Source organism: Streptomyces sp. CY-1, from assembly GCF_047218265.1.
In the GTDB taxonomy this organism is placed as follows: Bacteria; Actinomycetota; Actinomycetes; order Streptomycetales; family Streptomycetaceae; genus Streptomyces; species Streptomyces niphimycinicus.
In genome coordinates this window covers 5313352-5340346 of sequence record NZ_CP178393.1, presented here as the reverse complement: position 1 = coordinate 5340346, position 26995 = coordinate 5313352, and the positions used below count along the sequence as shown (strand labels likewise).

At 70.0% G+C, this 26995-nt stretch carries 28 protein-coding genes; 13 read left to right on the top strand and 15 right to left on the bottom strand.

Translation table 11 applies throughout. The annotated features are described in order from the left end of the window. Positions 1-3: 3 nt before the first annotated feature. The 4 genes from ACK1X7_RS22765 to ACK1X7_RS22750 form a co-directional block, all read right to left on the bottom strand. Complete coding sequence (locus ACK1X7_RS22765) at positions 4-1143, bottom strand: ABC transporter permease (RefSeq protein ID WP_385145508.1); 1140 nt, start codon at positions 1141-1143, stop codon at positions 4-6. Between the two features lie 62 nt (positions 1144-1205). Then, positions 1206-1967, bottom strand: a complete 762-nt coding sequence (locus ACK1X7_RS22760) for an ABC transporter ATP-binding protein (protein WP_385145506.1) — start codon at positions 1965-1967, stop codon at positions 1206-1208. A 41-nt stretch (positions 1968-2008) separates the two neighbouring features. Further along, complete coding sequence (locus ACK1X7_RS22755) at positions 2009-3073, bottom strand: peptidoglycan-binding protein (protein ID WP_413115583.1); 1065 nt, start codon at positions 3071-3073, stop codon at positions 2009-2011. After that, entirely contained in the window at positions 3070-3624 is a 555-nt protein-coding gene (locus ACK1X7_RS22750; RefSeq protein ID WP_385145474.1) for a hypothetical protein, read from the bottom strand. Before ACK1X7_RS22750 ends, ACK1X7_RS22755 begins: the two co-directional genes overlap by 4 nt. A gap of 219 nt (positions 3625-3843) precedes the next feature. Between ACK1X7_RS22750 and ACK1X7_RS22745 the strand changes: the two genes are divergently transcribed. Both ACK1X7_RS22745 and ACK1X7_RS22740 read left to right on the top strand, forming a co-directional pair. Further along, positions 3844-4518 carry a response regulator transcription factor gene (locus ACK1X7_RS22745; protein WP_361498202.1) on the top strand — a complete coding sequence of 225 codons (675 nt, stop codon included), beginning with the start codon at positions 3844-3846 and terminating at the stop codon, positions 4516-4518. A 26-nt stretch (positions 4519-4544) separates the two neighbouring features. Beyond that, positions 4545-5723, top strand: coding sequence for a sensor histidine kinase (locus tag ACK1X7_RS22740; RefSeq protein ID WP_385145472.1), 1179 nt, complete (start codon positions 4545-4547; stop codon positions 5721-5723). A 34-nt stretch (positions 5724-5757) separates the two neighbouring features. Here the strand turns inward: ACK1X7_RS22740 and ACK1X7_RS22735 are convergent, their stop codons facing one another. Next, entirely contained in the window at positions 5758-6624 is an 867-nt protein-coding gene (locus ACK1X7_RS22735; RefSeq protein ID WP_385145470.1) for a polysaccharide deacetylase family protein, read from the bottom strand. A gap of 228 nt (positions 6625-6852) precedes the next feature. Here ACK1X7_RS22735 and ACK1X7_RS22730 point away from each other — a divergent pair, with 228 nt between their 5' ends. Continuing rightward, entirely contained in the window at positions 6853-7578 is a 726-nt protein-coding gene (locus tag ACK1X7_RS22730) for a hypothetical protein (protein ID WP_385145468.1), read from the top strand. Here ACK1X7_RS22730 and ACK1X7_RS22725 read toward each other — a convergent pair. From ACK1X7_RS22725 to ACK1X7_RS22710, 4 genes are all read right to left on the bottom strand, one after another. Continuing rightward, a complete protein-coding gene (locus ACK1X7_RS22725) occupies positions 7536-7868 on the bottom strand; it encodes a hypothetical protein (RefSeq protein WP_382961270.1) in 333 nt (110 codons plus the stop codon). The two genes, ACK1X7_RS22730 and ACK1X7_RS22725, sit on opposite strands and share 43 nt — an antisense overlap. 101 nt (positions 7869-7969) lie before the next feature. Then, positions 7970-8803 (bottom strand): arylamine N-acetyltransferase family protein, encoded by an 834-nt coding sequence (locus tag ACK1X7_RS22720; protein ID WP_385145466.1) that lies wholly within the window; start codon positions 8801-8803, stop codon positions 7970-7972. An 82-nt stretch (positions 8804-8885) separates the two neighbouring features. Then, on the bottom strand, positions 8886-9098 hold the full coding sequence (locus ACK1X7_RS22715; protein WP_361498212.1) for a DUF397 domain-containing protein: 213 nt from the start codon (positions 9096-9098) through the stop codon (positions 8886-8888). 10 nt (positions 9099-9108) lie between these two features. After that, a complete protein-coding gene (locus tag ACK1X7_RS22710) occupies positions 9109-9960 on the bottom strand; it encodes a Scr1 family TA system antitoxin-like transcriptional regulator (protein ID WP_361498214.1) in 852 nt (283 codons plus the stop codon). Between the two features lie 189 nt (positions 9961-10149). Between ACK1X7_RS22710 and ACK1X7_RS22705 the strand changes: the two genes are divergently transcribed. Beyond that, positions 10150-10617, top strand: a complete 468-nt coding sequence (locus ACK1X7_RS22705; protein WP_413115582.1) for an ATP-binding protein — start codon at positions 10150-10152, stop codon at positions 10615-10617. Positions 10618-10647: 30 nt separating this feature from the next. Here the strand turns inward: ACK1X7_RS22705 and ACK1X7_RS22700 are convergent, their stop codons facing one another. Both ACK1X7_RS22700 and ACK1X7_RS22695 read right to left on the bottom strand, forming a co-directional pair. Beyond that, complete coding sequence (locus ACK1X7_RS22700) at positions 10648-12057, bottom strand: acyltransferase (protein WP_390794446.1); 1410 nt, start codon at positions 12055-12057, stop codon at positions 10648-10650. Positions 12058-12212: 155 nt separating this feature from the next. Continuing rightward, positions 12213-13394 (bottom strand): class I SAM-dependent methyltransferase, encoded by a 1182-nt coding sequence (locus ACK1X7_RS22695; protein WP_385145460.1) that lies wholly within the window; start codon positions 13392-13394, stop codon positions 12213-12215. A 77-nt stretch (positions 13395-13471) separates the two neighbouring features. Here ACK1X7_RS22695 and ACK1X7_RS22690 point away from each other — a divergent pair, with 77 nt between their 5' ends. The 3 genes from ACK1X7_RS22690 (at position 13472) to groL (ending at position 16806) form a co-directional block, all read left to right on the top strand. After that, entirely contained in the window at positions 13472-14536 is a 1065-nt protein-coding gene (locus ACK1X7_RS22690; RefSeq protein ID WP_385145458.1) for a polysaccharide deacetylase family protein, read from the top strand. Between the two features lie 244 nt (positions 14537-14780). Beyond that, complete coding sequence (gene groES / locus ACK1X7_RS22685) at positions 14781-15089, top strand: co-chaperone GroES (protein ID WP_014054228.1); 309 nt, start codon at positions 14781-14783, stop codon at positions 15087-15089. A 91-nt stretch (positions 15090-15180) separates the two neighbouring features. Next, on the top strand, positions 15181-16806 hold the full coding sequence (gene groL / locus ACK1X7_RS22680) for a chaperonin GroEL (RefSeq protein WP_216346313.1): 1626 nt from the start codon (positions 15181-15183) through the stop codon (positions 16804-16806). Positions 16807-17105: 299 nt separating this feature from the next. On the opposite strand, the gene ACK1X7_RS22675 is transcribed toward groL, so the two are convergent. Together ACK1X7_RS22675 and ACK1X7_RS22670 are read right to left on the bottom strand one after the other, a co-directional pair. After that, positions 17106-17879, bottom strand: a complete 774-nt coding sequence (locus ACK1X7_RS22675; RefSeq protein WP_385139234.1) for an SDR family NAD(P)-dependent oxidoreductase — start codon at positions 17877-17879, stop codon at positions 17106-17108. 72 nt (positions 17880-17951) lie between these two features. Next, entirely contained in the window at positions 17952-18620 is a 669-nt protein-coding gene (locus ACK1X7_RS22670; protein WP_398159755.1) for an MOSC domain-containing protein, read from the bottom strand. Positions 18621-18700: 80 nt separating this feature from the next. Between ACK1X7_RS22670 and ACK1X7_RS22665 the strand changes: the two genes are divergently transcribed. Beyond that, positions 18701-19603, top strand: a complete 903-nt coding sequence (locus ACK1X7_RS22665) for a LysR family transcriptional regulator (protein ID WP_385139227.1) — start codon at positions 18701-18703, stop codon at positions 19601-19603. Positions 19604-19673: 70 nt separating this feature from the next. Here the strand turns inward: ACK1X7_RS22665 and ACK1X7_RS22660 are convergent, their stop codons facing one another. After that, positions 19674-19988 (bottom strand): WhiB family transcriptional regulator, encoded by a 315-nt coding sequence (locus tag ACK1X7_RS22660; protein ID WP_014054233.1) that lies wholly within the window; start codon positions 19986-19988, stop codon positions 19674-19676. Between the two features lie 408 nt (positions 19989-20396). Between ACK1X7_RS22660 and ACK1X7_RS22655 the strand changes: the two genes are divergently transcribed. The 5 genes from ACK1X7_RS22655 (at position 20397) to ACK1X7_RS22635 (ending at position 26116) form a co-directional block, all read left to right on the top strand. Then, on the top strand, positions 20397-21008 hold the full coding sequence (locus ACK1X7_RS22655) for a response regulator transcription factor (protein ID WP_003948568.1): 612 nt from the start codon (positions 20397-20399) through the stop codon (positions 21006-21008). Positions 21009-21298: 290 nt separating this feature from the next. Beyond that, positions 21299-21910, top strand: coding sequence for a sigma-70 family RNA polymerase sigma factor (locus ACK1X7_RS22650; RefSeq protein ID WP_243979620.1), 612 nt, complete (start codon positions 21299-21301; stop codon positions 21908-21910). Between the two features lie 157 nt (positions 21911-22067). After that, positions 22068-23570, top strand: coding sequence for an IMP dehydrogenase (guaB, locus tag ACK1X7_RS22645; protein WP_014054235.1), 1503 nt, complete (start codon positions 22068-22070; stop codon positions 23568-23570). A gap of 84 nt (positions 23571-23654) precedes the next feature. Then, the gene (locus ACK1X7_RS22640) at positions 23655-24782 is read left to right on the top strand and encodes a GuaB3 family IMP dehydrogenase-related protein (protein WP_014054236.1); all 1128 of its coding nucleotides are present in this window, start codon (positions 23655-23657) and stop codon (positions 24780-24782) included. A 92-nt stretch (positions 24783-24874) separates the two neighbouring features. Then, positions 24875-26116 (top strand): IS30 family transposase, encoded by a 1242-nt coding sequence (locus tag ACK1X7_RS22635; protein ID WP_413115268.1) that lies wholly within the window; start codon positions 24875-24877, stop codon positions 26114-26116. A gap of 72 nt (positions 26117-26188) precedes the next feature. Here ACK1X7_RS22635 and ACK1X7_RS22630 read toward each other — a convergent pair whose 3' ends face one another. After that, positions 26189-26902: a hypothetical protein gene (locus ACK1X7_RS22630; protein ID WP_385139220.1), complete on the bottom strand. Its 714-nt coding sequence runs from the start codon at positions 26900-26902 to the stop codon at positions 26189-26191. Positions 26903-26995 lie beyond the last annotated feature (93 nt).

The following is a 26995-nucleotide window of genomic DNA, read 5'->3' as shown; positions in this document are numbered from 1 at the left end:
GGATCAGGTTGCGTGGAGAGCGAGGGTCGGGGACAGATGGGAGGCGCGGACCGCTGGGTAGAGGCCCGCGAGGGTGCCGATGACGAGGGTGGCGCCGAAACCGCCACCGATCGTCCACGGCGGGATCACCCAGGGAATGCCGTTGCTGATCGCGTAGCCGCCGGTGGCGGCGGCACCCAGGAGGATGCCGGCGAGACCACCGAGCCCGGACAGGAGCAGCGACTCGGTGACGAACTGGCCCCGGATCTGACCTCGGGTCGCGCCGATGGAGCGGCGCAGGCCGATTTCGTAGCGGCGCTCCAGCACTGAGATGATCATGGTGTTGGCGACGCCGACCCCGCCGACCAGGAGGGCCACTCCGCCGAGTCCGAGCAGCAGGTTGCTGAAGGCGCCCTCGGTGGCGGCCTTGGCCTGGAGTCCGGATGACGGGTCGGTGACCTCGACGTTATGGGGCGTTTGGGGGTCGACGGTTCGCGGGATCAGGCTGTGGACCGATTCCACCCTGTCGTCGGCGGAGCGTTCGTAGAGCGTGGTCGGCCGGCCGTCGAAGCCGAGTCGGGTCTGTCCGACCTCCCAGCCGACCAGGGCGGAGCGGGCGATCTCGGGGGCCAACGGCAGTTCGTCGAGGATGCCGAGGACGGTGAAGTACTCGTTGTCGATGTAGACCCGCCGGCCGGGCTCGGTAATGCCGAGGCGCTGAGCCGCGACGTCGCCGAGCACCACCGAGGGGTACTTGCCGGTGGCCGCGTTGAGCCAGGTGCCGCTGCGCATGCTGCCCCGCAGGGTGGCCAGCAGGTCCTCGGTGGCACTCTGGACCGAGATACCACCGGTGATCATGTCGTCGATCTTCTCCGACCGGCGGACGGCGTGATCCAGCAGGCCGGTGGCGCCGACGTGTTCGACGCCGTCGATCCGGGCCACCCTGCCTGCCGCGTCCTTGGCCATCGGCACCTTCTTCTGGGTGACCAGATCCTGGCCGGGGGTGACGACCAGCATGTTCGTGCCGAGCTTGTCGAGTTCTTGGAGGAGCTCCTCCTTGCTGGAGGCGGAGATGCCCACCACCGAGATCATCGTCGCGATACCGATGGCGATACCGAGAGCGGACAGCACGACGCGCATCGGGCGGTTGCGCATCCCGGCCATTCCGGTGTGCAGGATGTCCAGCGGTGTCAGACGGGCCGGTGTGAGCACCGACCGCCGCCGCCTCACCGGGCCTCGCTCGGTACGTGGCCGGGGGTATGCGCGTGCCCCTGGTCGTGGGCGGTGTCCTGGACGATGTTGCCATCGCGGATCCGCACCTGCCGGGGCAGTTCGCCGGCGATCTCGGTGTCGTGCGTGATGACCGCGATGGTCGCGCCCTCCTTGTTGAGTTCATGGATGAGTTCCACGACGGCCTCGCCGGAGGCGGAGTCCAGCGCGCCGGTCGGCTCGTCGGCGAGGAGCAGATCGGGCGCGCCCACGACCGCACGGGCGATGGCGACTCGCTGCTTCTGACCGCCGGACAACTCATGCGGCCGGTGGTTCAGCCGGTCGCCGAGGCCGACCCGTTCCAGGGTCTCGACCGCGCGCCTGCGGCGTTCGGCGCGCGGCAGACCGGAGTAGAGCAGGCCCTCGGCGACGTTGGCCTGCGCGCTCATGCCCGGTACGAGGTGGAACGCCTGGAAGACGAAGCCGATGTGCTGGGCGCGCAGCGCGGACAGGGCGCGGTCGCTGAGCCCGGCCGCGTCATGGCCCGCGATGCTGACCGAACCGGCCGTGGGCTGGTCGAGGGTGCCCACGATGTGCAGCAGGGTCGACTTGCCCGACCCCGACGGGCCGACGATGGCCACCAGTTCGCCCCGGCCGATGGTCAGATCCACACCGCGCAGGGCCACCACCCCGCCCGGATACTCCTTGGTCACACCCCTCAGCCGCACCACGGGTCCGGTCCGGGCGGCATCGCCGACGGGCACGTCAGCGGCGGGCATGGCGTCGGCGGTCGCGTCAGCGACCGGGAGGTCAGGGGTGGTCATGTCGTGGGCACCCCGACGCGCATACCGTCCCGCAGCCCGGCGCCGGAGACCTCGACCCGGCCTTGAGCGAACATGCCGAGCCTCACCTTGATCTCGCGTGCCTTGCCGCCCGCGACGACCTGGACGCCGAACGAGCCGTCCTCCAGGGCGAGCAGAGCGCTGACCGGAACGCTGAGCACGTCCTTGCGGATCCGGCCGGTGAACACGACGGTGGCGGGGGACTTGTCGACGCCCTCCACCGCGCCGGGATCGTCGAAGGTGACCGTGACGTCGACCTTCGGGGTCTTGTCGTTCGAGTCGTCCCCCATCGTGGCGACCTCGCCCACGGAGGAGACCGTCCCGTCGGCGACGGTTCCGCCGGGCAACTCCACCCGCACCTTGTGGTCCGGCTTGGCCAGCGCGGCCTCGGAGACCTTGACCTCAAGGCGCACGAGCCGGTCGGAACCGGTGGTGGTCATGATCTTCTGGCCCGGCGCCGCCACGTCGCCGGCCGCCGCGCTCACGCTCTGCACCCGCAGCGGGCCGGACGCGAAGGCGATCTGGTCGGGCCCGATCCGCCCGGTCTCCGCCAGCCCGTGGTGCTCCTGCCAGCGCTCGACGGCCGCGGTCGTGCCTGCCGTGAACTCGTCGTTGGCGACGAGGGCGCCGCCGTACCCGAGCTCGACGAGATTCTCCTTGAGCTGCTTGACGTCGGTGCCCGTGTCGCCTTCCTTCAGCGTCCGGTACATCGGCTCGCTTCCGTACATCAGGCGTACGTCCTTGCCGCCGAGGGCGTACAGACGGCCGTCCCGCTTGACGGTGGAGCCGCTGCGGGGCACCCAGGTGAGGGTGCCGGCCGCCCCGGAGTTGAGCTTGCGTTCCCGGGAGTAGCCGAGCGTGCCGTCGACGCTGGTGCTGCTGGTCAGGTCGCCGCGCTCAACGGGTTGTGTCGACGCGGGCAGTTGGGACCGCTGCGGCCCGGATTCGTCCTTCCGCGGCTGGGCCAGTCCCGTCACGGCGATGCCGCCGCCGACGACGGCCGCGACCGCCACCAGCGAGAGGACGATGGCTGCCCGCCTCATGCCGCACACTCGTTGAGGGCCTTGAGGAACTTGTCGGGGTCGGCTCCCTTCGGGATCCGGAAGCCGGGGTTGGCCCCGCCGCTGCCGGGCTTCGGGTCGGGCATGTCGAAGCCCTTGCCGCGCACGCACTCGGCGATCTTGACCTGCTGGTCGAGCGCGTCCTGCTGGTCGGCGGCGCCGCCGGAGCCGCCCCCGGCCATGGTGGATCCGCAGTCCTTGAGCGCCTTGGACCACTTTGCCGCGGATGTGCCCTCCGGCTGCGCGAGTGTCGCCGAGTGCGGGTCCTCACCCGGCTTGAGGTCGGGAACGTCGATGCCCTTGCCGCGCAGACACGTGCGCAGCTTCTGGGCCTTGTCGAAAGCGGCCGAGTCCGAGCCGCCCGAGCCACCGGATCCGCCCGAGCTGCCGGATCCGCCCGAGGCGGCGGAGTTCTCGGACGAGGACGAATCCTTGGACCCGCCGGAGTCGGACGAGCCGGAGCAGCCGGTCACGAACAGGGCCAGACCGGCCGCGGTGGCCGCCAGGGTCAGGGTGAGCCTGTGGTTCCTCACGGTTCTCTCTCCTCGCGAACGAGCCGCCGCCCGTGCTGCGTGCCGTGCGGCGACCGCGTGGTTGCGGACAGAGCGGAGAGTGATCGATGGGACTGTTTCGTTTCTCTTACAGACGCACGGGTCCCTTACGGACGTACGGGCGCCTCGCCCGGCGCCGCGGGGCGGCACCACGGACACCTGTAACAACGGCGAAAGGCGCCCGTCGGGTAGACAGGGGCCATGCGTGTTCTGGTGGTGGAAGACAACGCGTTCCTCGCCGAGATGATCGCGGAGGGCATGCGCCGCGACGCGATCACGGTCGATGTCGCCCTCGATGGAGTCAGCGCTCTGCGCAAGCTCCAGTTCGGCGACTACGACGTCCTCGTACTCGATCGCGACCTTCCCGGTATGCACGGCGACGAGGTGTGCCGCCGTCTGGTCGCCAAGGGGCTGCTCACCCGGGTGCTGATGCTCACCGCCTCGGTGACCGTCGCCGAGCGGGTGGAGGGCCTGAGCCTCGGCGCCGACGACTACCTCACCAAGCCGTTCGCCTACGAGGAGTTGGTCGCCCGCGTGCTCGCGCTCGGCCGCCGCGTCCAGCCCGCGCTGCCGCCGGTGATCGAGCGTGCCGGGATCACCCTGGACACCGCCCGCCGGCAGGCCGACCGCGACGGCGTGGCGCTCTCCCTGACCCGCAAGGAGTTCGCCGTCCTCGAAACGCTGATGCGCGCGAACGGCGCCGTCGTCAGCGGCGAGGACCTCATCGAGAAGGTGTGGGACGAGAACGCCGGGTACGACACCAACCCCGTGCGCGTCGCCCTCAGCCGCCTGCGCACCAAGCTCGGGGGCCCGCCGGTGATCGAGACCGTACCCGGCGCCGGATACCGCATCGCCGCCTCCCGGGCCGGGCGATGATGCGCCGACCGCTTCCCATGACCGCGATGATGCGCCGACTGTGTCCCACGACGGAGCGGGCCCGCCTCACCGCCCTGTACGGCGGGCTCCTGCTGCTGGCCGGAGGCGTGCTGGCCGGCGTCATCTACGCACTGGTCCAGGACGACCTGGACGCACGTCTCGGCAGCGCGATCACCCCCGTGCCGCGCGGGCCGCGGATCACCTCCGACGAAGACATCCCTCCCGGCTCCGTCCGGGGGGACGAGTACACCGTGGTCCTGGCGAACAAAGCGGGCGAGGCGGCCAAGACAAAGACGGTGGCGGCCCTCACCGCCACCACCCTCAACCGTCTGCTGACCGTCTCGGGCATCGCGCTCGGCGTCTTCGCGGTGCTCTCGCTCCTCCTGGCCTGGTGGATGGCGGGCCGGGTGCTGCGCCCGGTCGGTGTCATCACCGCCACCGCGCGCAAGCTCTCCGGGGAGAACCTGCACCAGCGCATCGGCCTCAAGGGGCCGCCCGGGGAGCTCAAGGCACTGGCCGACACCTTCGACCAGATGCTGGGTCGGCTGGAGCAACTGGTCACGGCCCAGCAGCGGTTCGCGGCGAACGCCGCGCACGAGCTGCGCACACCGCTGGCCGTCCAGCGGGCCGCCGCCGAGATCGGCCTGGCCGACGCCGACCCCGAACGGGTGGCGTGGATCCGGGCCGAGCTGATCAAGGCCGCGGACACCAGCGAAAGACTCATCGAGTCGCTTCTCCTGCTCGCCGCCACCGACCAGGGCATCCAACGCCGCGAGGACGTCGAGATGGACGAGACGGTCGCGGTCGTCACCGCCGGATTCTCCGACGAGGCCGGCGAAAAGGCGATCACTGTCACGACCACGGTGGAGCCGCTGACGGTTCCGGGCGACCCGGTCCTGCTCGCCCATCTGGTCCGCAATCTCGTCGCCAACGCGGTGGCGTACAACCACCAGGGCGGCCGCATCGGCGTCCACCTCGCCGACCGGGTGCTGCGGGTTTCCAACACGGGCCCGGAGATCCCCGCGGACACCGTCCACCGGCTCTTCGAACCGTTCCGCCGGCTGAACGAGCGCACGCACACCGCCGGGGAAGGCGCCGGACTCGGCCTGTCCATCGTCGCGTCCATCGCGCGGGCCCACGGCGCCGAGGCCACCGCGGACGCCAACCCGGGCGGCGGCCTCTCGGTCAGGGTCCGCTTCCCATAAGGGGTGCGGTCCTGACCGGCCTCGGCTCACGCCGTCACGCCGTCACCGCCGCCCCGGCGTAGTGCTCGGCGATCTCGTCGCTGGTCGTCACCCACACCCCGGGGTGGTTCACGACGTACTCCAGCGCCTGGTCCACGTACTTGTGCCGGAACGGCTGGTTGATCACGAACGGATGCAGCACCAGGGACATCACCCGGCCGCTGGTGGCCGCGTCGGCGTAGAGCTGGTCCAACTGGTCCTTGACGATCCGGACGAAGTCCGGCCCGCTGAGGCTCTTGCCGACGAACATCTGGACGTCGTTGACCTCGATCGAATACGGCACGCTCAGCATGCCCGGCACGTTGAGCCGGTACGGCTGGTCGTCGTTGGCCCAGTCCAGCACGTACGCCAGCCCCAGCTCGGCCAGGAGCTCCGGGGTCCGGAAGGTCTCGGTCAGCGCCGGTCCCAGCCAGCCGCGCGGCCTGCCGCCGGTGGCCCGCTCGATGGTGTCGATCACCTCGGTGAGGTAGGCGCGCTCCTCCTCCGGGGACATGTCCGCCTGGAGGATCGAGTTGTTCTTGCCGTGCGCGGCCCACACCCAGTTCCGCTCGCGGCCGGCCCGGATGATCTGGGGGTAGCGCTCGGCGACATCGGAGTTGAGCATCACGCTCGCCCGTACCTGGTGCCGGTCCAGGCTCTCGATCAGCCGCCAGATGCCGACCCGGGGCCCGTAGTCCCGCCACCCGTAGTTCAGCGGGTCGGGCGCCAGCGCCCTGGTGTCGGCGAAGATACTGGTCGAGGGTCGGTCGACCTGGTAGTGCTCGACGTTCAGCCCGACGTAGAAGGCCACGCGGGCGCCGTCCGGCCAGTGGATCGGTTCCCGCTCGACGATGGGGCTGTAGTCGAAGAGCTGGTTGTCCATCAGAGCTCACCTCATAGGTGCGGTGCGGCGGTTCGGATCGGTTCGCTTGATGGGCATCGTGAAACCCTCACATCAGTGAGAAGGTCAAGCGGGGGCCGCGCACGCGGGGCTTCGCATGAGGAGTGACCACGCGAGCTGAGAGACTGCGTCGGCGTATCCCGCTGTGCTGTGAGCGCCACGAATGACGTGCGTGCCAGCAGTGCCATGAGTGCCATGAGGAAGGACGTCATGACGCCGCCCATCGAGCTTCCGCCACCGCCGCCCGGCCCGGACGAGCGGCCGTGGAAGGACCGCGCAGGGTTGCTCGACGAGCGGGCGCGGGCGATGGGCGCGCTGGCGCGGTGGTACCTGGCACCGCATCGGGCGCTGCTGCTGTGGCTGTCCACGCTCGTCTTCGCGCTGGGCTGGAGCCTCGCGGTCTCGGGGTTCCAGTTCCTGGTGAAGGGCGAGATCATCGAGCACGTCCTGGGCGTGATCTTCCTGGGTCTCGCCCTGGGCGCCACGGTCCCCTCCAGCCTCGGGGTGGCCTCGGGCATCCGGCGCGACGTCTTCGTGGGCGCGTGCCTGCGCGACTGGGCGGAGCTGGAGCGCGACCCCCAGACGCTGCCGCGCTGGCGCGTCTCCGGCGGCGCGCTCCTGTGGCTGGGCCCGTCCATCGTGCTGACCTGCCTCGGGCTGGCGCTGGGCGGGTTCGCCGTCGTCGCGGACATCGGTACGGAGAGCTTCGGCACCGTCGCCGGTATCGGCATCGTCTTCGCGGTCGCCGGGGCGCTCGGCATGGCCAAGGCGATCGACTACTACCGCCTGGTCAGCCGCGAACTCCGCCCCGACGCAGGCGTTCCGGATGCCTACGGCCGCGATGCCTACGGCCGGGATGCCTGCGCTCCGGACGCGCCCGGTCCCGGCTCCCCCTACGACGACGGCTTCTGCGACGACGGCTTCTGTAGTGACTGAAAGCGGTGCCGCAGCTCCTCGTACCGCTCGTTCGGGCTCTCCCCGCGCTGCTTGGCCGCCTCCTCGATGCGGGTCAGCAACTGCCTGACCCGCACGGCGTCCATGTAGGCGTCGCGTTCCAGCTTCTTGTACGCGGCGGCGGCGGGCCCCTTGTGGTCGTCCGGGTCGACCGACTGCTTCAGGTGGCCGAGACGCTCGATCTGTTCCTCAAGGTAACTGAGCATTCCCTCAAGGTCTTTGATGAGATCCGACAGATCCTGGTCCGATACGGACAGTTTGTCTTTACTCATGTTCCATCCGTCTCTGCCATCCTCCCATCGGCCCATTCGCGGGATGATCGTGCCATGACCGGGGCCGGTGTGGAGAGTCACCCGGAGTTTCTTGCCGGAGGTCAGTCCGGCAGGACGGTCTCCGGGGGCAATTCGATGCCGAAGTCGGCGGCGAGAACGCCCAGCACCTCGTCGTTGTCGGCGAGTTGGCGCTCCTTACGGGTGCCGTCGGAGCCGGTCTCGACGAGGGTCCGCCCGGACAGGGAGAGATGGCGGTCCAGGGTGGTGCGCTGGACGTAGAGGCTGTGCTGGAAGGGCGAGCGCGGGCTGGTGGCGACGTACCAGTTGACCACCCCGTAGTCGGACGGGTCGCAGGGCTCCCGGGTGAAGGCGTACTGGTCCTGCCAGGTGCCGTCGAGGAACGCCTGGAGCACCCACAGGTCCTCCAGCCCGCCGGGGTACGGCTCGCGGACGTAGCGATGGCGCCGGGTGCCGTCGTGGAACTCGGTGTCGGCCACGAGCGGCACGGCCTCCAGGAGGCTGCCGATGCTGCCGAAGCCCACATCGGCCACGTAACGCCGCTCCTCGCCCGGTATCTGGACCAGCAGCAGCATATGGGTGCGCGGACGGACCGCCCCGGGGGCCGCGCCGACCCGGACGCGCCCGGAGAGGCCGGTGACGCCGAAGCCGAGGGCGGTGAGGGCGGCGGTCAGCAGCGTGTTGTGCTCGTAGCAGTAACCGCCGCGCCGACCGCGGACCAGCTTGGCCTCGAGGTCGGGGAGGGCGAGGGAGGGGGCCGAGCCGAGGAGGGGTTCGAGGTTCTCGAACGGGATGGACGTGAGGTGCGCCCGGTGTACCGCCCGCAGCGTCTCCACGGTGGGCGCGGGGCGCCGTTCGCCCGTCCAGCCGATACGGGCCAGATAGGCGTCAAGATCGAGGTCGGTGCGGGGTTCCATACTGCCGACCGTAACGCCGCGGCCTCGGCATCGGCCTCCGCTCATGGTGGGGACCGCACCTGGTCCCCTGGACGTAGGTCCGCTACGCCTTCGGCGCCGCCGCGAGGTGATCGAGCCGGCCCGCCTTGATGGACCGGAGCAGGGCTCCCAGCTTCACGGGGGTCGTGGCGAGGACGGTGCGGGGGTCGTCGCTCTCGCGGAGGGCGACGGTGGTGCCTATGAGGGCGAGTTCTATGCAGGAGTTTCCGTCCCCCGCGCCGGAGTAGGAAGACTTGCGCCAGTTGGCCTCGGACATTCTTTCGCCCTCACATCTGTTGAACGGTCTCGCGGATGAAGTCACGTGACTCCTTCTCTGACAACGCCAGCTCTTCGGCCCGGTCCATGACCGCCCGGTAGTTCAGAAGCTGGGACTCCCCGTCGAGGAACGCCGCGTCCTGCGCGACGTCGAGTTGAACGGTATCCAACTGCGGCACGGGGCCTGTGGCGTAGGTGACGGAGATGCCAGCGACGTGGAATCCTCCGGCCGCGATCGGGACGACCCGAGCGGAGACGTTCGGACGGTCCGAGGACTCCAGCAGACTGTCGAGCTGTGCGCGCATCACGCGTTGATCGCCGAACCGTACGCGGAGCGCCGTCTCGTGGATGATGAATGTGCAGGGCGGCGGGTCGTCCAGGTCCAGGATGTCCCGGCGTTTCATGCGGTGGGAGAGTCTTCGGCGGAGTTCCGTGGGAGACCAGCCGGGGACAGCCGTGCTCAGTACCGACCGGGCGTAGTCCTCGGTTTGCAGGAGTCCGGGGATGTGCATCAGCTCCACGACGCGCAGGCTCGTGGCGAAGTACTCCAGTTCCGCCAGATCGAGACCGGCGGCGCCGAGCGTCCCCCGGTACTCCTCCCACCACCCACGCTTGCGCTCGGTCGCCATCGCGACCAGCGCGTCGACGTATGCCTTGTCCGGGCAGGCGTAGTTGGCGGCGAGTGTGCGTACGCGCTCTTCGCTGACGCCGAACCGGGCCAGCTCCATGTTGGTGACATGCGAGCGGTTGGTGCCCAGCCGGTCGGCCGCTTCCTGGATGGTGAGACCCGCGTGCTCGCGCATCCTCCGAAGCTCCGTGCCAAGTCGGCGTTGACGTGCCGTGATGGTGGTCCTCGAAGCCATGCCTGCCTTCCTCGTGGGTCGTCACCCAGTGTGGCGCGTGGCCACGAATGGGTCTATCTACTCACTAATTTCGACGATCTGGTGGCACTAGTTAGGTGGCAACCTCTACCGTAGGTGTCGTTGCCGCTACTGCGCGTTGATCGCCGTAACGGTACGCGCGCTGTCGGCCCCCTCACAGGGAGTTGCCCCATGGATTCCGATCACGAGTCCGACGACCGTCCCCCACGCCGCCCGCCAGTTCCCTCCAGGGACCCGTACGTCTACACCCTCCAGAGCAGCCGCCACGCGACCTCCCCCAAGGTCTGCCGGGACTTCGTGGCCTGCGTCCTGAACTCCGTGGGGCAGGAGGAACTGGTCGACACGGCGACGCTGTGCACCTCGGAGCTGGCCACCAACGCGTTTCTGCACGCCGAGGGCGACTCCCTGATGCTGCGCGTGGTGATCGAGCCGCCCCGCTTCCGGGTCCTGGTCTACGACGCCTCCGCCGAACTCCCCACCGCCGCACGCCTCCCCGAGGGTGATCGTCTCCGCGGCCGCGGCCTCGGACTGGTGGCGGCCCTGGCCGATGCGTGGGGGACGGCGGAGGGGGATGTGGTCGGGACGTACGCGAAGGGGGTCTGGTTCGAACTCGCGGGCAAGGAGGAGGGCGAGGGCTAGCCTCGGCCTTTCATGGTTTTACGGATTTCCTCACCGCTTCGCTTTGGCGTCCATGAAAGTCAGCGGAAATGTCTCGCCGGACTCCGCGTAACGGTGGAACCGGCCCGCCCAGGACGGCTCCCGAAGGGCCCGGGCCTGGGTGCGGGGCAGTGCCATATGCACATCGCGGGCGCCGTTCTGGTCGGCCGGGGCCGGCGCTATGTGCACGGTCCAGGGAATGGGGATCGAGGCGAAGTCGTACCAGAAGGGGGCACCCTGGCCGAAGTCGATGCGGTAGAAGGGGAGCTTCGACCAGTTGTTGATCGCGATGGTGCTGTCGAACGCGTCCAGGCCCATGGTGTTGATAACGCGGTTGAAGCGTCCCGCATCGCGTTCGGCGCAGAGGAACGCCGTTTCCTCGCGGATTCTCTCCTCCGTGTTTTCGGCATGGCCCGCGCGGACCGCCGCGGCGACCTCGCCGAGAGGGCGGGAGCGCAGTTCGGCCGCGGTCATTCCGGGCCGGGTGTTGGTGACGGCGTTGCCCCAGTAGTCATCCGGTATGGCTTCGCCGGCCGACGAACGGAAGTCGGCGATGAGGCCGAGCCTTTCCTCGCTCGCGTCGGGGCGGTCCCGCAATGCGCCGAGCACTTTCCACAGATGGGCGGTCAGCGCGTCATTGGTCGACACCCACCGCTCCGTGCCCGCGAGGTCGGCCATCGCGGTGTCCTTCATGGTGGCCATTTCCGCGGCCGTGAAACGGGTGGTCACCGTCGTCACGTTGCCGAGGCTGCCCAGCAGGGCGCGGCCGATGAAGGCGGACTTCCGGGCCCGCCCGATGATCGTGAGATGGGCACTGCCCATACGGGTGTCGCCCGCGGCGGCGGCGCCGAGTGTGTCGATGACGCCGCGGTCATGGCTGGGTTTGGCGTATCCGAGGCCCCGGTGCTCGTTCATCCAGCTTTCCAGGAAGCTCATATAGCTGGACCCGTCGCCCACGGCGTGGTTCATCGTGAGGCCCAGGATGGAGCCGCCGCCCTTCATATGGGTGAGCTTCACCGTGAAAAGCGGCGTATCGCGGTCGACCACCCAGAAGGGCATGGCGTGGCTGAGATGGCGCTCCAGTCCCTTTTTCGCCGTGTGGCGAGGCCCGTAGTCCGGCATGGGCTCGGACGCGTATGCCTCGACGAAGCGCACCCCGCCATCGTCGCAGAGCACACTGAGGCCGCCGTCGGGATCCCTCTTCATCCGGCCGGAAAGGATCGGGAAGTTGCGCAATGTCCGGCCGAGGGAGGCGCGGAGCGCCTCGCCGTCGAGGGTCTCCCGGTAGAAGAAGGCACGCGGTGTATAGACCGGGCCGATGAGCATGTCGTAGACGGTCAGCCGTATGCGGTCACCGCTCGCCTCCCCGGCACGCACGGTGAACGTTCGCTTGGCGCCGCTCTCGGTGGCGGATGCCGTCATACTCACACGCTCTTTCGTCGGGACCGAACACGCTGTCGCGTCGACGCGTTGACCCTAACGCCCCGGTCGCGAGCGGCCTCATGAACTGGAGCCGGGTTTAGGGAAATTCGGCACCTTCCGTTCGGCCTCGATCTTTCTCAGCGGCCGTGGCCGTGTTAAGCCGGGTGCCCCAGAAGCATCGTGGGGGAGCCCTTCGAGCGCGTCAGCACGATGGTGCAGGCGTTTCCGCCCTCGAGCCGGAGCTTCTTGCGGAGCTGCTCCGGCTCGACCGCGGAACCGCGCTTCTTGATGGTCGCGATGCCGACCTCCCGCTCCCGCAGCAGCGCCTTGAGCTTCTTCAGATTGAACGGCAGCACATCGGTGATCTCGTACGCGGTGGCGAACGGCGTCGGGCGCAGCTCGTCCGTCGTGATGTAGGCGATCGTCGGGTCGATCAGCCGGCCGCCGACGCGGGCCGCGACATCGGCGACGAGATGGGCGCGGATGACGGCCCCGTCCGGCTCGTAGAGCCAGCGGCCGACCGGGCCGGGCTCGGGGGCGGGGAGATGCGGGGTGCCGACGAGGGAGTGGGCGCTCGGCAGAAGGGTGGCGCGGCGCAGCCCGGGGCGGGCGGTGCCGAACCACAGGACGGCCTCCTTCACCTGGCCGTGGTCCGAGATCCACTCGGCCTCCGCGTCCTCGGGGACCGCCTCGTGCGGCACGCCGGGGGCGATCTTGAGGGCGGCGCGCGGGGTGGTGCGGGCGGCCTCGATGGCCCAGGAGAGGGGCGGGGAGTACGCCTCGGGGTCGAAGACGCGGCCCCGGCCGCCGCGCCGGGCCGGGTCGACGAAGACCGCGTCGAAGGGCCGGGTGTCGATGTCGGTGACATCGGCGCAGCGGATCTCGATCAGCTCGGCCAGGCCGAGCGCCTGGGCGTTGGCGCGGGCGACGGCGCAGGTCAGCGGGTCGCGGTCGACGGCGAGTACGGAGATCCCGGTGCGGGCGAGCGCGATCGCGTCGCCGCCGATGCCGCAGCACAGATCGGCCATGCGGCGGACGCCGAACTCCGCGAAGCGGGCGGCCCGGTACGCGGCGACGGAGGTGCGGGTGGACTGCTCCACGCCGTTCGGCGTGAAGTACATGCGGTGCGCGTCCTCGGGGCCGAATTTGGCCACCGCCCGCTGCCGCAGCGTGGCCTGGGTCAGGGCCGCCGAGACCAGCGCCGGGGGGTGATCGCGGCGCAGCCGCGTCGCGGTGGCGAGCTCCTTCACCGGGTCGTAGTCGCGGAGCCCGGCGAGCAGCGCCTGCCCCTCGTCGCCGAGCAGTGAGTCGAAGGCGTCAACGTCCACATGGCCCATTCTCCCCGCTCCCGCGGGCGCATTCGCCCGCGTACGGCGCGCATATCCACGCCTCTGGACCGAAGATCGCTTATGTGATGATGATCAAGACTGGTTTTCCTCGCTCTCTGGTTCTCGTCGGCGCGGCGGCCGTGCTCACGGCCTGCGGATCCCTCGGCGCCGCCACCGAGCCGCACACCGGCTCCCGTCACGGCGCTCCCATGCCGCCGGCCTCCCTCGCCTCCCGGCTGGACGACCCGCCGTCGCCCTCGCGGCCGCCATCCGGACGGGAGCCGGAGCGGCGGCCACCGGCGTCGTCCGGGCCGGGGCACGAGGAGTACGAGGGCGAGGCCCGGGACGGCGCGTTCCCGGACGGGTCGCCGCGCTCCGGTGACCCCTCGGCGTCGGCCCCGGCCGCGGGGCCGTGCGGCGCGTGTGCCGGGCTGCCGCGCACGGCCCCGATGGGCACGCCCGACGGCTACCGCCGCTGGGGGCTGGACCGGCCGCTGGAGCGGCCTCCGGCCCCGCCCGCCGTCAAACCCGCGCTCGGGCGGTCGGGGCCGCAGGAGTGGGGGCTGCCGCCGATCGTGCGGCAGGTGCCCACCGACAAGCGGGTGGTCTTCGTGACGATCGACGACGGGATCGAGAAGGACCCGCGCTTCGTGGAGCAGGCCCGCGAGCTCGGGCTGCCGTTCACCGCGTTCCTCACCGACAACGTGATCGGGGACCACTACGACTACTTCGACCGGTTGCGCCGGCTCGGCAACCCCATGGAGAACCACACCCTCACCCATCCCAGCCTGGCCGGTATGGCCTACGACGACCAGGTGCGGGAGATCTGCGGCCAGCGGGACAACCTGTGGGACCACTTCGGTCAAGCCCCGCGCCTCTTCCGTCCCCCTTTCGGGGACTACGACGAGACGACGCTGCGGGCGGCGGGCTTCTGCGGGGCGCGGACGGTGGTGCTGTGGCGCGCCGAGATGGAGACCGGCGGGCTCGCCTACCGCTCCGGCGACCATCTGCTGCCGGGGGACATCATCCTCGCGCACTTCCGGGGGCCGGATCAGCTCGAGGGCCAGTCGATGACCGAGTGGATCACGGCGCTGGTGCGGGCGATCCAGGCCCAGGGATTCACGATCGGGCAACTGGAGGACTATGTGTGACGGCCCTGGGGGGAGGGCGTGGCGGGCGGCGGCGATGAGGTGGCGAGCGGGGGCCGCCACCATGTCGCTTGGCACTCTAGTTGACTGAGTGCTAACCGCGTCATAATGTCGAGGCTGGCACTCGGGACCGATGAGTGCCAAGGGATACAGCGACGGGCAGGTCCGGCACCCGCGACGACGGATCCACCTGGTCGCCACCTCAGACAGTTGACCCCGTGAGATCTCCGAAGGGGGAGGTCGGATCGTGACGACCACCAGCTCCAAGGTTGCCATCAAGCCGCTCGAGGACCGCATTGTGGTCCAGCCGCTCGACGCCGAACAGACCACGGCTTCGGGCCTGGTCATTCCGGACACCGCCAAGGAAAAGCCCCAGGAGGGCGTCGTCCTGGCCGTGGGCCCGGGCCGCTTCGAGGACGGCAAGCGCCTTCCGCTCGACGTCTCCGTCGGTGACGTCGTGCTCTACAGCAAGTACGGCGGCACCGAGGTGAAGTACAGCGGCGAGGAGTACCTCGTCCTCTCGGCTCGCGACGTCCTCGCGATCGTCGAGAAGTAATCACCGAAGTTTTGCCTATGAGCCGCGCCCCGGTGCCCGCGTCTGAAACCGGGGTCGGGGCGCGGTTCGTTTGAGAGGACATACGGAACTCATGGCGAAGATCCTGAAGTTCGACGAGGACGCCCGTCGCGCCCTCGAGCGCGGCGTCAACAAGCTTGCGGACACCGTCAAGGTGACGATCGGCCCCCGTGGCCGCAACGTCGTCATCGACAAGAAGTTCGGTGCTCCGACCATCACCAACGACGGTGTCACGATCGCCCGCGAGGTCGAGGTCGAGGACCCGTACGAGAACCTGGGCGCCCAGCTCGTCAAGGAGGTGGCGACCAAGACCAACGACATCGCGGGTGACGGCACCACCACCGCGACCGTGCTGGCCCAGGCCCTGGTCCGCGAGGGCCTGAAGAACGTGGCCGCGGGCGCCTCCCCGGCCGCCCTCAAGAAGGGCATCGACGCGGCGGTCAAGGCCGTCTCGGACGACCTGCTGGCCACCGCCCGCCCGATCGACGAGAAGTCCGACATCGCCGCCGTGGCCGCGCTGTCCGCGCAGGACAAGCAGGTCGGCGAGCTGATCGCCGAGGCGATGGACAAGGTCGGCAAGGACGGTGTCATCACCGTCGAGGAGTCCAACACCTTCGGCCTGGAGCTCGACTTCACCGAGGGCATGGCCTTCGACAAGGGCTACCTCTCGCCGTACATGGTCACCGACCAGGAGCGGATGGAGGCCGTCCTCGAGGACCCGTACATCCTGATCCACCAGGGCAAGATCGCCTCGATCCAGGACCTGCTGCCGCTCCTGGAGAAGATCATCCAGGCCAACGCCAGCAAGCCGCTGCTGATCATCGCCGAGGACGTGGAGGGCGAGGCCCTCTCGACCCTCGTCGTCAACAAGATCCGCGGCACCTTCAACGCCGTCGCGGTGAAGGCCCCGGGCTTCGGTGACCGTCGTAAGGCCATGCTCGGCGACATCGCCACCCTTACGGGCGGCACCGTCATCGCCGAAGAGGTCGGCCTCAAGCTGGACCAGGTCGGTCTGGACGTGCTGGGCACCGCCCGCCGCGTGACCGTCACCAAGGACGACACCACGATCGTCGACGGTGGCGGCAAGAGCGACGAGGTCACCGGCCGCGTCAACCAGATCAAGGCCGAGATCGAGGCCACGGACTCCGACTGGGACCGCGAGAAGCTTCAGGAGCGGCTCGCGAAGCTGGCCGGCGGCGTATGCGTGATCCGCGTGGGCGCGGCCACCGAGGTCGAGCTCAAGGAGAAGAAGCACCGTCTGGAGGACGCCATCTCCGCGACCCGCGCCGCGGTCGAGGAGGGCATCGTCTCCGGTGGTGGCTCCGCGCTGGTCCACGCCGCGAAGGTGCTGGAGAACGGCCTGGGCCTGGAGGGCGACGAGGCCACCGGTGTCGCGGTCGTCCGCCGCGCCGCGGTCGAGCCGCTGCGCTGGATCGCCGAGAACGCCGGTCTCGAGGGCTACGTCATCACCTCGAAGGTCGCCGAGCTCGAGAAGGGCCACGGCTACAACGCGGCCACCGAGGAGTACGGCGACCTGGTGAAGGCCGGCGTCATCGACCCGGTCAAGGTCACCCGCTCCGCGCTGGAGAACGCGGCGTCGATCGCCTCGCTGCTGCTCACCACCGAGACGCTGGTGGTCGAGAAGCCGGCCGAGGAAGAGGCCGAGGCCGGGGGCCACGGCCACGGTCACGCGCACTGACGCACTTGCGCATTGCCGCTGTGCGAAGGCGCGGCCGCCCTGGGGGCGGCCGCGCCTTCGTCGTTCGCCCCCGGTTGTGTGGTGGGTGCCGGGGGCGGGGCCTCCGGTGCGGCGCCCTGGACCGCATATTTACGGCGCCGGTGCCCGGGGGCGTGAATTTCAGCCCCTCCGGCGTTTGAGGAGCGGGGTCCGGGGCGGAGCCCCGGCGGGGGTGAGGGGGCGGAGCCCCCCCACGCGGCGGAGCCGCCACGGCCCGCACCCGGTGTGCGGCCCGGCGGGCACGGGCGATCCCGAGAGGGCTATGCCTTGGCCGGAGGGCGGCCGACCTTGGAGGAGAGGGTGGAGATCGCCGAGCGCGGGGCCAGCTTGGCCAGACCGGTCATCGCCTTGTAGCGCGGGTCCGGAATGGACAGCGACTTGCCCCGGGCGAAATCCTTCAGCGCCGCCGTGACCAGCCGGTCCGCGTCCAGCCACATCCAGCTCGGCACGCTCTCCCGCTTGATTCCCGCTCGCGCGTGGAACTCCGTACGGACGAACCCCGGGCACAGCGCCATCATCCGTACGCCCGCGCTCGCCAGATCCTTCGCCGCGCCCTGGGTGAACTGCACGACCCACGCCTTGCTCGCCCCGTAGGTTCCGCGCGGGAAGAAGGCCGCGATCGACGCCACGTTGATCACCCCGCCGCGGCCGCGGCCGCGCATCGTTTCGGCGCCCGCGCTGGTCAGCCGGAGCACCGCCTCGCAGTGCAGCTTCAGCATCCGCAGCTCATCGGTGATCGGCACCTCCAGATAGCGGTCGCGGTTGCCGAAACCGGCGTTGTTGACGAGCAGATCGACCGGGTGGGTGCGGTCCCTGAGCCGGGCCTCGACCGCGGCGATTCCGTCATCCTCGGACAGGTCCGCCACCAGCACATCGGCCTCCACGCCGTGCCGGTCGTGCAGATCCGCCGCCTGCTCCCGCAGCCGCTTCTCGTCGCGTGCGACGAGCACCAGATTGTGGCCGTCGGCGGCGAGCCGGCCCGCGAAGGCGGCCCCGATGCCCGCGGTGGTCCCGGTGATCAATGCAGTCGTCATACGCGCACGTTATCGGCCGGGCGGACCGCCGAGCGGGACCGTGAGCGATCTGGGCCGGAATGAACACTTCCGTCAGCCGGACCGGTACTTGAGGGCGGCCTCCCGCGCCTCCGGATGGAGTGCGTCGCCCGCCACCAGCACCCTAGGCAGCAGCTCCCGCTCGGTGGTCTCGGCGCGGAAGAGGAAGGCGACCGTCACCTCGTGGTCGGGCCGGTGCACGATCTCGACGGGGTCGCCCGAGCGGATCTCGCCGGGTTCGAGCACCCGCAGATACGCCCCCGGGACGGCGGCCTGGGTGAACCGCTTGACCCATCCCCGCTCGCCCAGCCACCCCGCGAACGTACGGCAGGGGATGCGCGGTGAGGTCACCTCCAGCAGCAGTTCGTTCCCCACCCGCCAGCGCTCGCCGATGCGGGCGCCGTTGACGTCGATGCCGCTGGTGGTGAGGTTCTCGCCGAAGACGCCGTTGGGCAGCTCGCGGCCCAGCTCCTGTTCCCAGACGTCGAGGTCCTCCCGGGCGTAGGCGTAGACGGCCTGGTCGTCGCCGCCGTGGTGGCGGGTGTCGCAGACATCGTCACCGGACAGACCGCTGGTGCCCTGGCCCTTCGGCCCCGGGGCCGCGACCCGTACCGGGTGTTCGACGGGCCGCTTGTCGATACCGGTGCCGGTGGGGCAGTCGGTGTAGTCGGTCCGCATCGCGCGGCCCAGATTCACCGTGAGAACGGTGGGAGTGTGCAGCATGACCGCACGGTAGGGCAGGGCGGTCAAAGCGTCGACGTAATATCCCGGCCCATCCCCAAGGGTCGCTTATGCTCGGAGCCATGATCGAGGCCCGCCATCTCAGGGTGCTGCGCGCGGTGGCCGCCACCGGCTCCTTCTCCGCCGCCGCCCGTGAGCTGGGCTGCACCCAGCCCGCCGTCAGCCAGCAGATGAAGGCCCTGGAGGGCGCCGCGGGTACCCCGTTGCTGATCCGCAGCGGGCGGGAGATGCGGCTGACCGAGGCGGGCCGGGCGCTGGTGCGGCATGCCACCGGGATCCTGGCCGGGCTGACCGCCGCCGAGGAGGAGGTCGCGGCGATCGCCGGGCTGCGGGCGGGCCGGGTGCGGCTGGTGTCCTTCCCCAGCGGCAGCTCGACCCTGGTGCCCATGGCGCTCGCCGAGCTGCGCGCGGCCCATCCGGGGACCCGGGTCTCGCTGGTGGAGGCCGAGCCGCCGGGTTCGGTGGAGATGCTGCGCTCGGGCGACTGCGAGATCGCGCTGGCCTTCCGGTATCCGCAGATGGGCGAGGAGGCTTCGGGCGAGTGGGACGACCTGGTCCTGCGGCCGCTGCTGAACGACCGGCTGGTGGGCGTGGTGCCGGAGGGGCACAAGTTCGCGGGCGCCGGGGCGGTGGGCATCGCCGAGCTGGCCGGGGAGCCGTGGATCGCGGGCTGCCCGCGCTGCCGGGGGCATCTGGTGGAGGTGTGCGAGTCCGAGGGGTTCACGCCGCGGATCGACTTCGCGACGGACGACTATCCGACGGTCATCGGCCTGGTCGGGGCCGGGCTCGGGGTCGCGGTGCTGCCCGAGCTGGCGCTGGAGTCCGTACGGGCCAAGGGCGCCACGACGCTGGAGGTGGAACCTGCGGTGCGCCGGGAAGTGGTGGCGCTGACCCTGCCCGACCTCGCCCGCGTCCCGGCGGTGGCGGCGACGCTGGACCGGCTGGAGCAGGCGGCCCGCAGGTGAGCGGGTGTTTTCGCGCACCGGGTGGTGAACGGAAGGAACGTTTCTTCGATTGGCTGCGACCGGGTTCCGATCAGGATCCGGGGGCCCCGGTGCCGGCGACCGCGCGGTGGCGTGCCCGCCCCATGAGCTCCTCGCGCTCGTCCTCGGTCAGTCCGCCCCACACTCCGTAAGGCTCGCGTACGGCGAGGGCGTGCGCGGCGCACTGTGCGCGTACCGGGCAGCGCATGCACACCTCTTTCGCCGACATCTCGCGTGCGCTGCGGGCAGCGCCGCGCTCCCCCTCCGGGTGGAAGAAGAGCGAGCTGTCGACCCCGCGACACGCGGCCAGGAGCTGCCAGTCCCACAGGTCGGCATTCGGGCCGGGAAGACGGGAGAAATCTGCCATTGCCTTATCTCCTCGATGCGATCGGCTGCGGACGCTGCGTCCTGGGTCGTACACCTACGGTGTAAGTAGATGTAAATATGACTCATTGCGAATCTAGCCACACAGACCCGCAAATTGGAAGCAAGGTCGCCAAATGCCACCGAAGGGACTGCCTCGGGGACTGCCCTATGGGGGAGACGCGAGGCGCGCGACCTGTGCCGCGAAGCTGCTCCGTGTCCGGGCCCTCACGTAGAGTGTCGAAGGTGGCCGCCGAACCCCGTAACTCTTTCGGGTGACCGTCGTTGAGAGTGCGGAGGCGGTTGATGGGTAAAGCTCTCGGACAGATATCCGGGGCTGTCAATCGCTCAGGTGACGATATGTACCAGCCTGGAGGCTCAAGGTGACGCGCATTAGCTGCGGAGGACGGCCATGACATCCGTCCTCGTCTGCGACGACTCCCCGCTTGCCCGAGAGGCGCTGCGCCGTGCGGTGGCGACCGTGCCCGGCGTCGAGCGTGTGACGACGGCGGCCAACGGCGAGGAAGTCCTCCGCCGCTGGGGCGCCGACCGCTCGGATCTGATTCTGATGGACGTGCGGATGCCCGGTCTCGGCGGAGTCGAGACCGTGCGGCGGCTGCTCTCCGCCGACCCGGGCGCCCGGATCATCATGCTCACGGTCGCCGAGGATCTCGACGGCGTCGCGCTGGCCGTGGCCGCCGGTGCCCGTGGCTATCTGCACAAGGACGCCTCGCGCGCCGAGTTGCGCGCCACCGTGACCCAGGCGCTCGCCGACCCCACCTGGCGGCTGGCCCCGCGCCGGCTGCGCTCGGCCGAGATGGGCGCCGCGCCCACCCTCACCGCGCGGGAGATCCAGGTGCTCGAGGGCATGAGCCACGGCCGCTCCAATGCGGAGATCGGCCGTGAGCTGTTCCTGTCCGAGGACACGGTCAAGACGCACGCACGCCGGCTGTTCAAGAAGCTCGGCGCGTCCGACCGGGCCCATGCGGTGGCCCTCGGGTTCCGCTGGGGTCTGGTCCGCTGACTCGGCCACGACCGTTCTGACGTGCTGCGCAGCGGGGGCGCTACGGTCCCCGCCCGCCGGGTGGCGGGCGGGGCGAGAGCGTGCGCGGCGGGCCCTGTCGCGGTGGCCTGTACCAGTTCCCCGCGCTATGCCGCATCCTTGAAGGTGTGGAGTTCCTCGGGGACGAGTCGGTCGGGCGTGAGGGGAGAGCGCAGGACGTGACGACAGCCGGCGCACCTGCTCATAACGCTTCAGCGCACAACTATGGACGCGGTGCCACGGAGCCACCTGGCCCGAGGCACCATGGATGGATGCCGCGCGACGACGAGAACCCAGGAGCCGCCAAGGGCGCTCCCGGGGGCACGGGGCCGATCGGCGCCCTCGTCGGGCGCGCCGTCGAAGGGGACGAGCAGGCCACTCATGACCTGCTGGCCCTGGTCCATCCGCTGGCCCTGCGGTACTGCCGCACGAGGCTGTCCCGACTTCCGGGTGATGCCCGCCACTTCGTGGACGACCTGGCGCAGGAGGTCTGTCTCGCGGTGCTGTGCGCGCTGCCGCGCTACCGCGACACCGGAAAGCCCTTCGAGGCGTTCGTCGTGGCCATCGCCTCCCATAAGGTCGCCGATCTCCAGCGGGCCGCCATGCGCCACCCGGGCTCCACGGCCGTCCCCTCGGACGAGATGCCGGAGCAGCCGGACGATTCACTGGGTCCCGAGGAGCGGGCGCTGCTCAGCAGCGACGCGGAATGGGCCAAGAAGCTCCTGGCCAACCTTCCGGAGAACCAGCGCGAGCTGGTGCTGCTGAGGGTCGCGGTCGGGCTGACGGCGGAGGAGACCGGGCAGATGCTCGGCATGTCGCCCGGAGCGGTGCGGGTCGCCCAGCACCGGGCACTGAGCAGGCTGCGCGCGCTCGCCGAGCAGTGAGCCGAGGGCCGACCAGTCGCTGGTCGCGCTCGTTACCTCGTTGTGCCTTCCGTATTTGGCAGCTCACTGAGAAGTTGTCCACAGGGCGGAATGAGGCACTCGGGGAGCCCGTTAGCATGGGAGTCCGCGCTGGGGCAAGACCATTTGGAAGGGTGTCATGACTGACAACGTCGACGGAGTGCCTGAGAAGTTCGCCATGCTCGGGCTGACGTACGACGACGTGCTGCTGCTGCCGGGCGCCTCCGAGGTGCTGCCGAACGCGGTCGACACCTCGTCCAGGGTCTCTCGGAATGTCCGGGTGAATGTGCCCCTGCTGTCCGCCGCCATGGACAAGGTCACCGAGTCCCGGATGGCCATCGCCATGGCCCGGCAGGGCGGGGTGGGCGTGCTGCACCGCAATCTGTCCATCGAGGACCAGGCCAACCAGGTCGACCTGGTCAAGCGCTCCGAGTCCGGCATGGTCACCGACCCGATCACGGTCCGGCCGGACGCCACGCTGCACGAGGCGGACGCGCTGTGCGCGAAGTTCCGCATCAGCGGTGTGCCGGTCACGGACGCGGTGGGCAAGCTGCTCGGCATCGTCACCAACCGTGACATGGCCTTCGAGGTCGACCGGGGCCGTCAGGTCCGCGAGGTCATGACCCCGATGCCGCTGGTCACCGGCAAGGTGGGGATCTCCGGCGAGGACGCGATGCAGTTGCTGCGCCGCCACAAGATCGAGAAGCTGCCGCTGGTCGATGACGCGGGCGTGCTCAAGGGCCTGATCACGGTCAAGGACTTCGTGAAGGCCGAGAAGTATCCCCACGCGGCGAAGGACGCGGGCGGCCGGCTGGTCGTCGGTGCCGCCGTCGGCGTCGGCGACGAGGCGTACGAGCGGGCGCAGGCGCTGGTCGAGGCCGGTGCCGACTTCCTGGTCGTGGACAGCGCGCACGGCCACAGCCGGGGCATCCTCGACATGATCGCCAAGGTCAAGTCCAATATCTCGGTCGATGTGGTGGGCGGCAATGTCGCCACCCGGGACGGCGCCCAGGCGCTGATCGACGCGGGGGTGGACGGGGTGAAGGTCGGCGTCGGCCCGGGCTCCATCTGCACCACGCGCGTGGTCGCGGGCATCGGAGTGCCGCAGGTGACGGCGATCTACGAAGCGGCGCGGGCCTGCCACGCGGCCGGGGTGCCGCTGATCGGCGACGGCGGTCTTCAGTACTCGGGCGATATCGCCAAGGCGATCGCCGCCGGTGCGGACACGGTGATGCTGGGCAGCCTGCTGGCCGGCTGCGAGGAGTCGCCGGGCGAGATGGTCTTCATCAGCGGCAAGCAGTTCAAGTCCTACCGGGGCATGGGTTCGCTGGGCGCGATGCAGACGCGCGGCCAGGCCCGCTCGTTCTCCAAGGACCGCTACTTCCAGGACAATGTGCTCTCCGAGGACAAGCTGGTCCCCGAGGGCATCGAGGGCCAGGTGCCCTACCGCGGTCCGCTGGCCTCGGTCGCCCACCAGTTGGTGGGCGGTCTGCGGGCGTCGATGGGCTATGTCGGCTCGGCCAATGTGGCGGAGCTGAAGGAGAAGGGCCGCTTTGTGCGGATCACCTCGGCGGGTCTCAAGGAGAGCCACCCGCATGACATCCAGATGACCACCGAGGCGCCGAACTACTCCGGCCGTTGACCCGCGCCGTTCACCCGGGCGACCCTGCGCGGGTCCGGGCAGGGATACTGGGACGGCTGTTCGTGAACAGGGAAAGGCACCCACGTGACTGAGATCGAGATCGGGCGCGGCAAGCGCGGCCGCAGGGCGTACGCGTTCGACGACATCGCCGTTGTGCCGAGTCGTCGCACCCGGGACCCCAAGGAGGTCTCGATCGCCTGGCAGATCGATGCCTACCGCTTCGAGCTGCCGTTCCTGGCCGCGCCGATGGACTCGGTGGTCTCGCCCCGCACCGCGATCCGCATCGGTGAGCTCGGCGGCCTCGGGGTGCTGAACCTGGAAGGGCTCTGGACCCGTTACGAGGACCCGGAGCCGCTGCTCGCGGAGATCGCCGAGCTGGACGAGCGCACCGCGACCACCCGGATGCAGGAGATCTACGCCGAGCCGATCAAGGAAGAGCTGATCGGCCAGCGCCTGAAGGAGGTGCGGGACGCGGGCGTGGTGACCGCTGCCGCCCTGTCCCCGCAGCGCACGGCGCAGTTCTCCAAGGCCGTGGTGGACGCGGGCGTCGACATCTTCGTGATCCGTGGCACCACGGTCTCCGCCGAGCATGTCTCCGGCGCCGCCGAGCCGCTCAACCTCAAGCAGTTCATCTATGAGCTGGACGTCCCGGTGATCGTGGGCGGCTGCGCCACCTACACGGCCGCGCTGCATCTGATGCGCACCGGCGCCGCCGGTGTGCTGGTGGGCTTCGGCGGCGGTGCCGCCCACACCACCCGCAATGTGCTGGGCATCCAGGTGCCGATGGCGACGGCGGTCGCCGATGTCGCCGCCGCGCGCCGGGATTACATGGACGAGTCCGGCGGCCGCTATGTGCATGTGATCGCCGATGGCGGCGTCGGATGGAGCGGCGATCTGCCCAAGGCCGTCGCCTGTGGCGCGGACGCGGTGATGATGGGCTCCCCGCTGGCGCGGGCCACGGACGCACCGGGCCGCGGTCACCACTGGGGCATGGAGGCCGTGCACGACGAGGTGCCGCGCGGCAAGCGGATGAACCTGGGCACGGTGGGCTCCACCGAGGAGATCCTCCTCGGTCCCTCCTCCATCCCCGACGGTTCGATGAACTTCTTCGGGGCGCTGCGCCGGGCCATGGCCACGACGGGCTACTCGGAGCTGAAGGAGTTCCAGCGGGTCGAGGTCACGGTCGCCCCGTCGGCCCGCGACAAGAGCTGAGCGTTCTTCATCAGCCGGTTCAGCAAGGGGAAGGCCCCGACCGCCTCCTTGGGTTCTAGGAGTCGTCGCAACACCCCAGCTCAAGGGGTGCGATGGAGTTCGAGATCCGCAAGGTACGGACGGTGGCCCAAGGCCGTAAGAAGCTGGTCCGTGAGCGGGAGGAATACTTCCGGCTCATGGACCAGGGCCTGACCAGCTACGAAGCGTGCCGGATCGTCGGGATCAACTACCGCACCGGCAAGCGGTGGCGAAATGGCCGCACCCCGTCCGGCAGGACGAAGGGGGCGTCCCCGGCTCAGCGGCCGATGGCGCCCCCGGCGGGCCCGTCCCGGTACCTGCGGGAGACCGAGCGGATCTACATCGCCGACCGGCTGCGGGAGAAGGCCACGATCCGGGCCATAGCCGCCGAGCTGGGTCGCAGCCCCTCCACGGTCAGCCGGGAGATACGCCGCAACGGCATACCGCTGCGCGGGGATGCCTCCCGCTGGGCCTACCGCCCCTACGCCGCGCAGGCCCGCGCCGACGCCCGCCGGCCCCGGCCCAAGCCCGGGAAGATCGGCCAGAACGCGCTGCTGAGGAACTTCATCCAGCATCACCTGGACCTACGGTGGAGCCCGGAACAGATCTGCCAGGCCCTGCGGGCCCGGTTCCCCGACCGGCCGGAGATGCACGTGGTCCACGAGACGGTCTACCAGGCCCTCTACGTCCAGGGCCGCGGTGAACTGCGCCGGGAGCTGGCCAGGGCACTGCGCACGGGCCGGGTGCGGCGCAAGCCCCGCCGCCAGGCCCAGCGGCGCCAGCCGCGTTTCCGCGAGCCGATGGCCATGATCAGCGAGCGTCCCGCCGAGGCGGAGGACCGGGCAGTGCCCGGACACTGGGAAGGCGACCTGATCATCGGGAAGGACGGTGGCTCCGCCATCGGCACCCTCGTCGAGCGTTCCACCCGCTACGTGATGCTCCTGCACCTACCCGACGGCCGCAGCACCGAGCTGGTCCGCGACGCCCTGGTGGACACCGTCCAGACGTTGCCCGCCCATCTGCGGCGGTCGCTGACCTGGGACCAGGGCACCGAGATGGGCCGCCACCACGAGTTCACTCTCGCCACCGACATCCCGGTCTACTTCTGCGACCCGGCCAGCCCCTGGCAGCGCGGCTCCAACGAGAACACCAACGGCCTGCTACGGCAGTACTTCCCCAAAGGCACCGACCTCTCCGTCCACGCCCGGGACCACCTCGACACCGTCGCCGCCGAACTCAACAGCCGCCCACGCAAAACGCTCGACTGGGCAACCCCAGCCGAGCGCCTCGCTAAGCTCCTGGCCACAGCCAGTTGATCACTTGTGTTGCAACGACCCCTGGAATCCGCCCTCGCGGTCGGGGCCTTCCCCTTGCTGTGTTGTCAGGGCTCAGCGGTTGCTGATCCGGTAGGCGGTGCTGACCGCGGCGACCGGCGCGAGCGCCATGAAGATGTAGGTCATGGCGTCGGAGTCTTCCTTCCAGCCGTCGAACAGTCCGCCACCCGGCATGCCCTTGACCAGGGGGGTGTTGAAATGCTGGAAGAAGATCTCAGACGCGGACATCGGCTTCATGCCGACGGACTGCAACTGGTCCGCATGCTTGTCCAGGAGATCGCTCATGATCATGGCGTAGCCGTAGAGCTCGCCCAGAAACACTGCGGCCAGGGCCAGAACCGCGCCGACCACCCAGAGCGCCGGGTTCCGGCCGCCGAACTTGGCAACGAGAAAGCCGATGAGGGCACCCACGATCACGCCGGCATAGGCGAACTGCGTGACCTTCACCTCGGGGCCGTCCGTGTCCGCCATCGAGCTCAGCAGGAACGCGTAGAGGAACGCGCCGACGAGAGTGGCCACGATGGCGGCACCCACCGCCAGCATCGGGTTGCCCGGGCGGCCGACCGGCGGCGGGGGCGGCGGGAAGCCGCCGCCGTACTGCGGCTGGGGCTGCTGCGGCTGCTGGGGCTGCCCCTGCGGGTAGCCGTAGCCCGGCTGAGGGGTGCCGTAGCCACCGGCCTGCTGGGGCGGGGCGGGCTGCTGTGGGTAACCGCCCGGCTGCTGTGGGTAACCGCCGGGCTGCTGTGGCTGCTGCCAGTTCTGGCTCATGGAATTCCCCCGGGGATGAAGGTGTTGAGACCGCGTTCCGGGGACAGCCGAGCTGATGAGCGGCGGCCGGCTGGGAACGCGGATGGAAACTAT

Bases quoted from the DNA above. Each gene is read 5' to 3' on its own strand.
- ACK1X7_RS22765 (WP_385145508.1), bottom strand. From the start codon at position 1,143: ATGGCCGGGATGCGCAACCGCCCGATGCGCGTCGTGCTGTCCGCTCTC.
- ACK1X7_RS22760 (WP_385145506.1), bottom strand. From the start codon at position 1,967: ATGCCCGCCGCTGACGTGCCCGTCGGCGATGCCGCCCGGACCGGACCC.
- ACK1X7_RS22755 (WP_413115583.1), bottom strand. From the start codon at position 3,073: ATGAGGCGGGCAGCCATCGTCCTCTCGCTGGTGGCGGTCGCGGCCGTC.
- ACK1X7_RS22745 (WP_361498202.1), top strand. From the start codon at position 3,844: ATGCGTGTTCTGGTGGTGGAAGACAACGCGTTCCTCGCCGAGATGATC.
- ACK1X7_RS22740 (WP_385145472.1), top strand. From the start codon at position 4,545: ATGATGCGCCGACTGTGTCCCACGACGGAGCGGGCCCGCCTCACCGCC.
- ACK1X7_RS22735 (WP_385145470.1), bottom strand. From the start codon at position 6,624: ATGGACAACCAGCTCTTCGACTACAGCCCCATCGTCGAGCGGGAACCG.
- ACK1X7_RS22730 (WP_385145468.1), top strand. From the start codon at position 6,853: ATGACGCCGCCCATCGAGCTTCCGCCACCGCCGCCCGGCCCGGACGAG.
- ACK1X7_RS22725 (WP_382961270.1), bottom strand. From the start codon at position 7,868: ATGAGTAAAGACAAACTGTCCGTATCGGACCAGGATCTGTCGGATCTC.
- ACK1X7_RS22720 (WP_385145466.1), bottom strand. From the start codon at position 8,803: ATGGAACCCCGCACCGACCTCGATCTTGACGCCTATCTGGCCCGTATC.
- ACK1X7_RS22715 (WP_361498212.1), bottom strand. From the start codon at position 9,098: ATGTCCGAGGCCAACTGGCGCAAGTCTTCCTACTCCGGCGCGGGGGAC.
- ACK1X7_RS22710 (WP_361498214.1), bottom strand. From the start codon at position 9,960: ATGGCTTCGAGGACCACCATCACGGCACGTCAACGCCGACTTGGCACG.
- ACK1X7_RS22705 (WP_413115582.1), top strand. From the start codon at position 10,150: ATGGATTCCGATCACGAGTCCGACGACCGTCCCCCACGCCGCCCGCCA.
- ACK1X7_RS22700 (WP_390794446.1), bottom strand. From the start codon at position 12,057: ATGACGGCATCCGCCACCGAGAGCGGCGCCAAGCGAACGTTCACCGTG.
- ACK1X7_RS22695 (WP_385145460.1), bottom strand. From the start codon at position 13,394: ATGGGCCATGTGGACGTTGACGCCTTCGACTCACTGCTCGGCGACGAG.
- ACK1X7_RS22690 (WP_385145458.1), top strand. From the start codon at position 13,472: ATGATGATCAAGACTGGTTTTCCTCGCTCTCTGGTTCTCGTCGGCGCG.
- groL (WP_216346313.1), top strand. From the start codon at position 15,181: ATGGCGAAGATCCTGAAGTTCGACGAGGACGCCCGTCGCGCCCTCGAG.
- ACK1X7_RS22675 (WP_385139234.1), bottom strand. From the start codon at position 17,879: ATGACGACTGCATTGATCACCGGGACCACCGCGGGCATCGGGGCCGCC.
- ACK1X7_RS22670 (WP_398159755.1), bottom strand. From the start codon at position 18,620: ATGCTGCACACTCCCACCGTTCTCACGGTGAATCTGGGCCGCGCGATG.
- ACK1X7_RS22665 (WP_385139227.1), top strand. From the start codon at position 18,701: ATGATCGAGGCCCGCCATCTCAGGGTGCTGCGCGCGGTGGCCGCCACC.
- ACK1X7_RS22660 (WP_014054233.1), bottom strand. From the start codon at position 19,988: ATGGCAGATTTCTCCCGTCTTCCCGGCCCGAATGCCGACCTGTGGGAC.
- ACK1X7_RS22655 (WP_003948568.1), top strand. From the start codon at position 20,397: ATGACATCCGTCCTCGTCTGCGACGACTCCCCGCTTGCCCGAGAGGCG.
- ACK1X7_RS22650 (WP_243979620.1), top strand. From the start codon at position 21,299: ATGCCGCGCGACGACGAGAACCCAGGAGCCGCCAAGGGCGCTCCCGGG.
- guaB (WP_014054235.1), top strand. From the start codon at position 22,068: ATGACTGACAACGTCGACGGAGTGCCTGAGAAGTTCGCCATGCTCGGG.
- ACK1X7_RS22635 (WP_413115268.1), top strand. From the start codon at position 24,875: ATGGAGTTCGAGATCCGCAAGGTACGGACGGTGGCCCAAGGCCGTAAG.
- ACK1X7_RS22630 (WP_385139220.1), bottom strand. From the start codon at position 26,902: ATGAGCCAGAACTGGCAGCAGCCACAGCAGCCCGGCGGTTACCCACAG.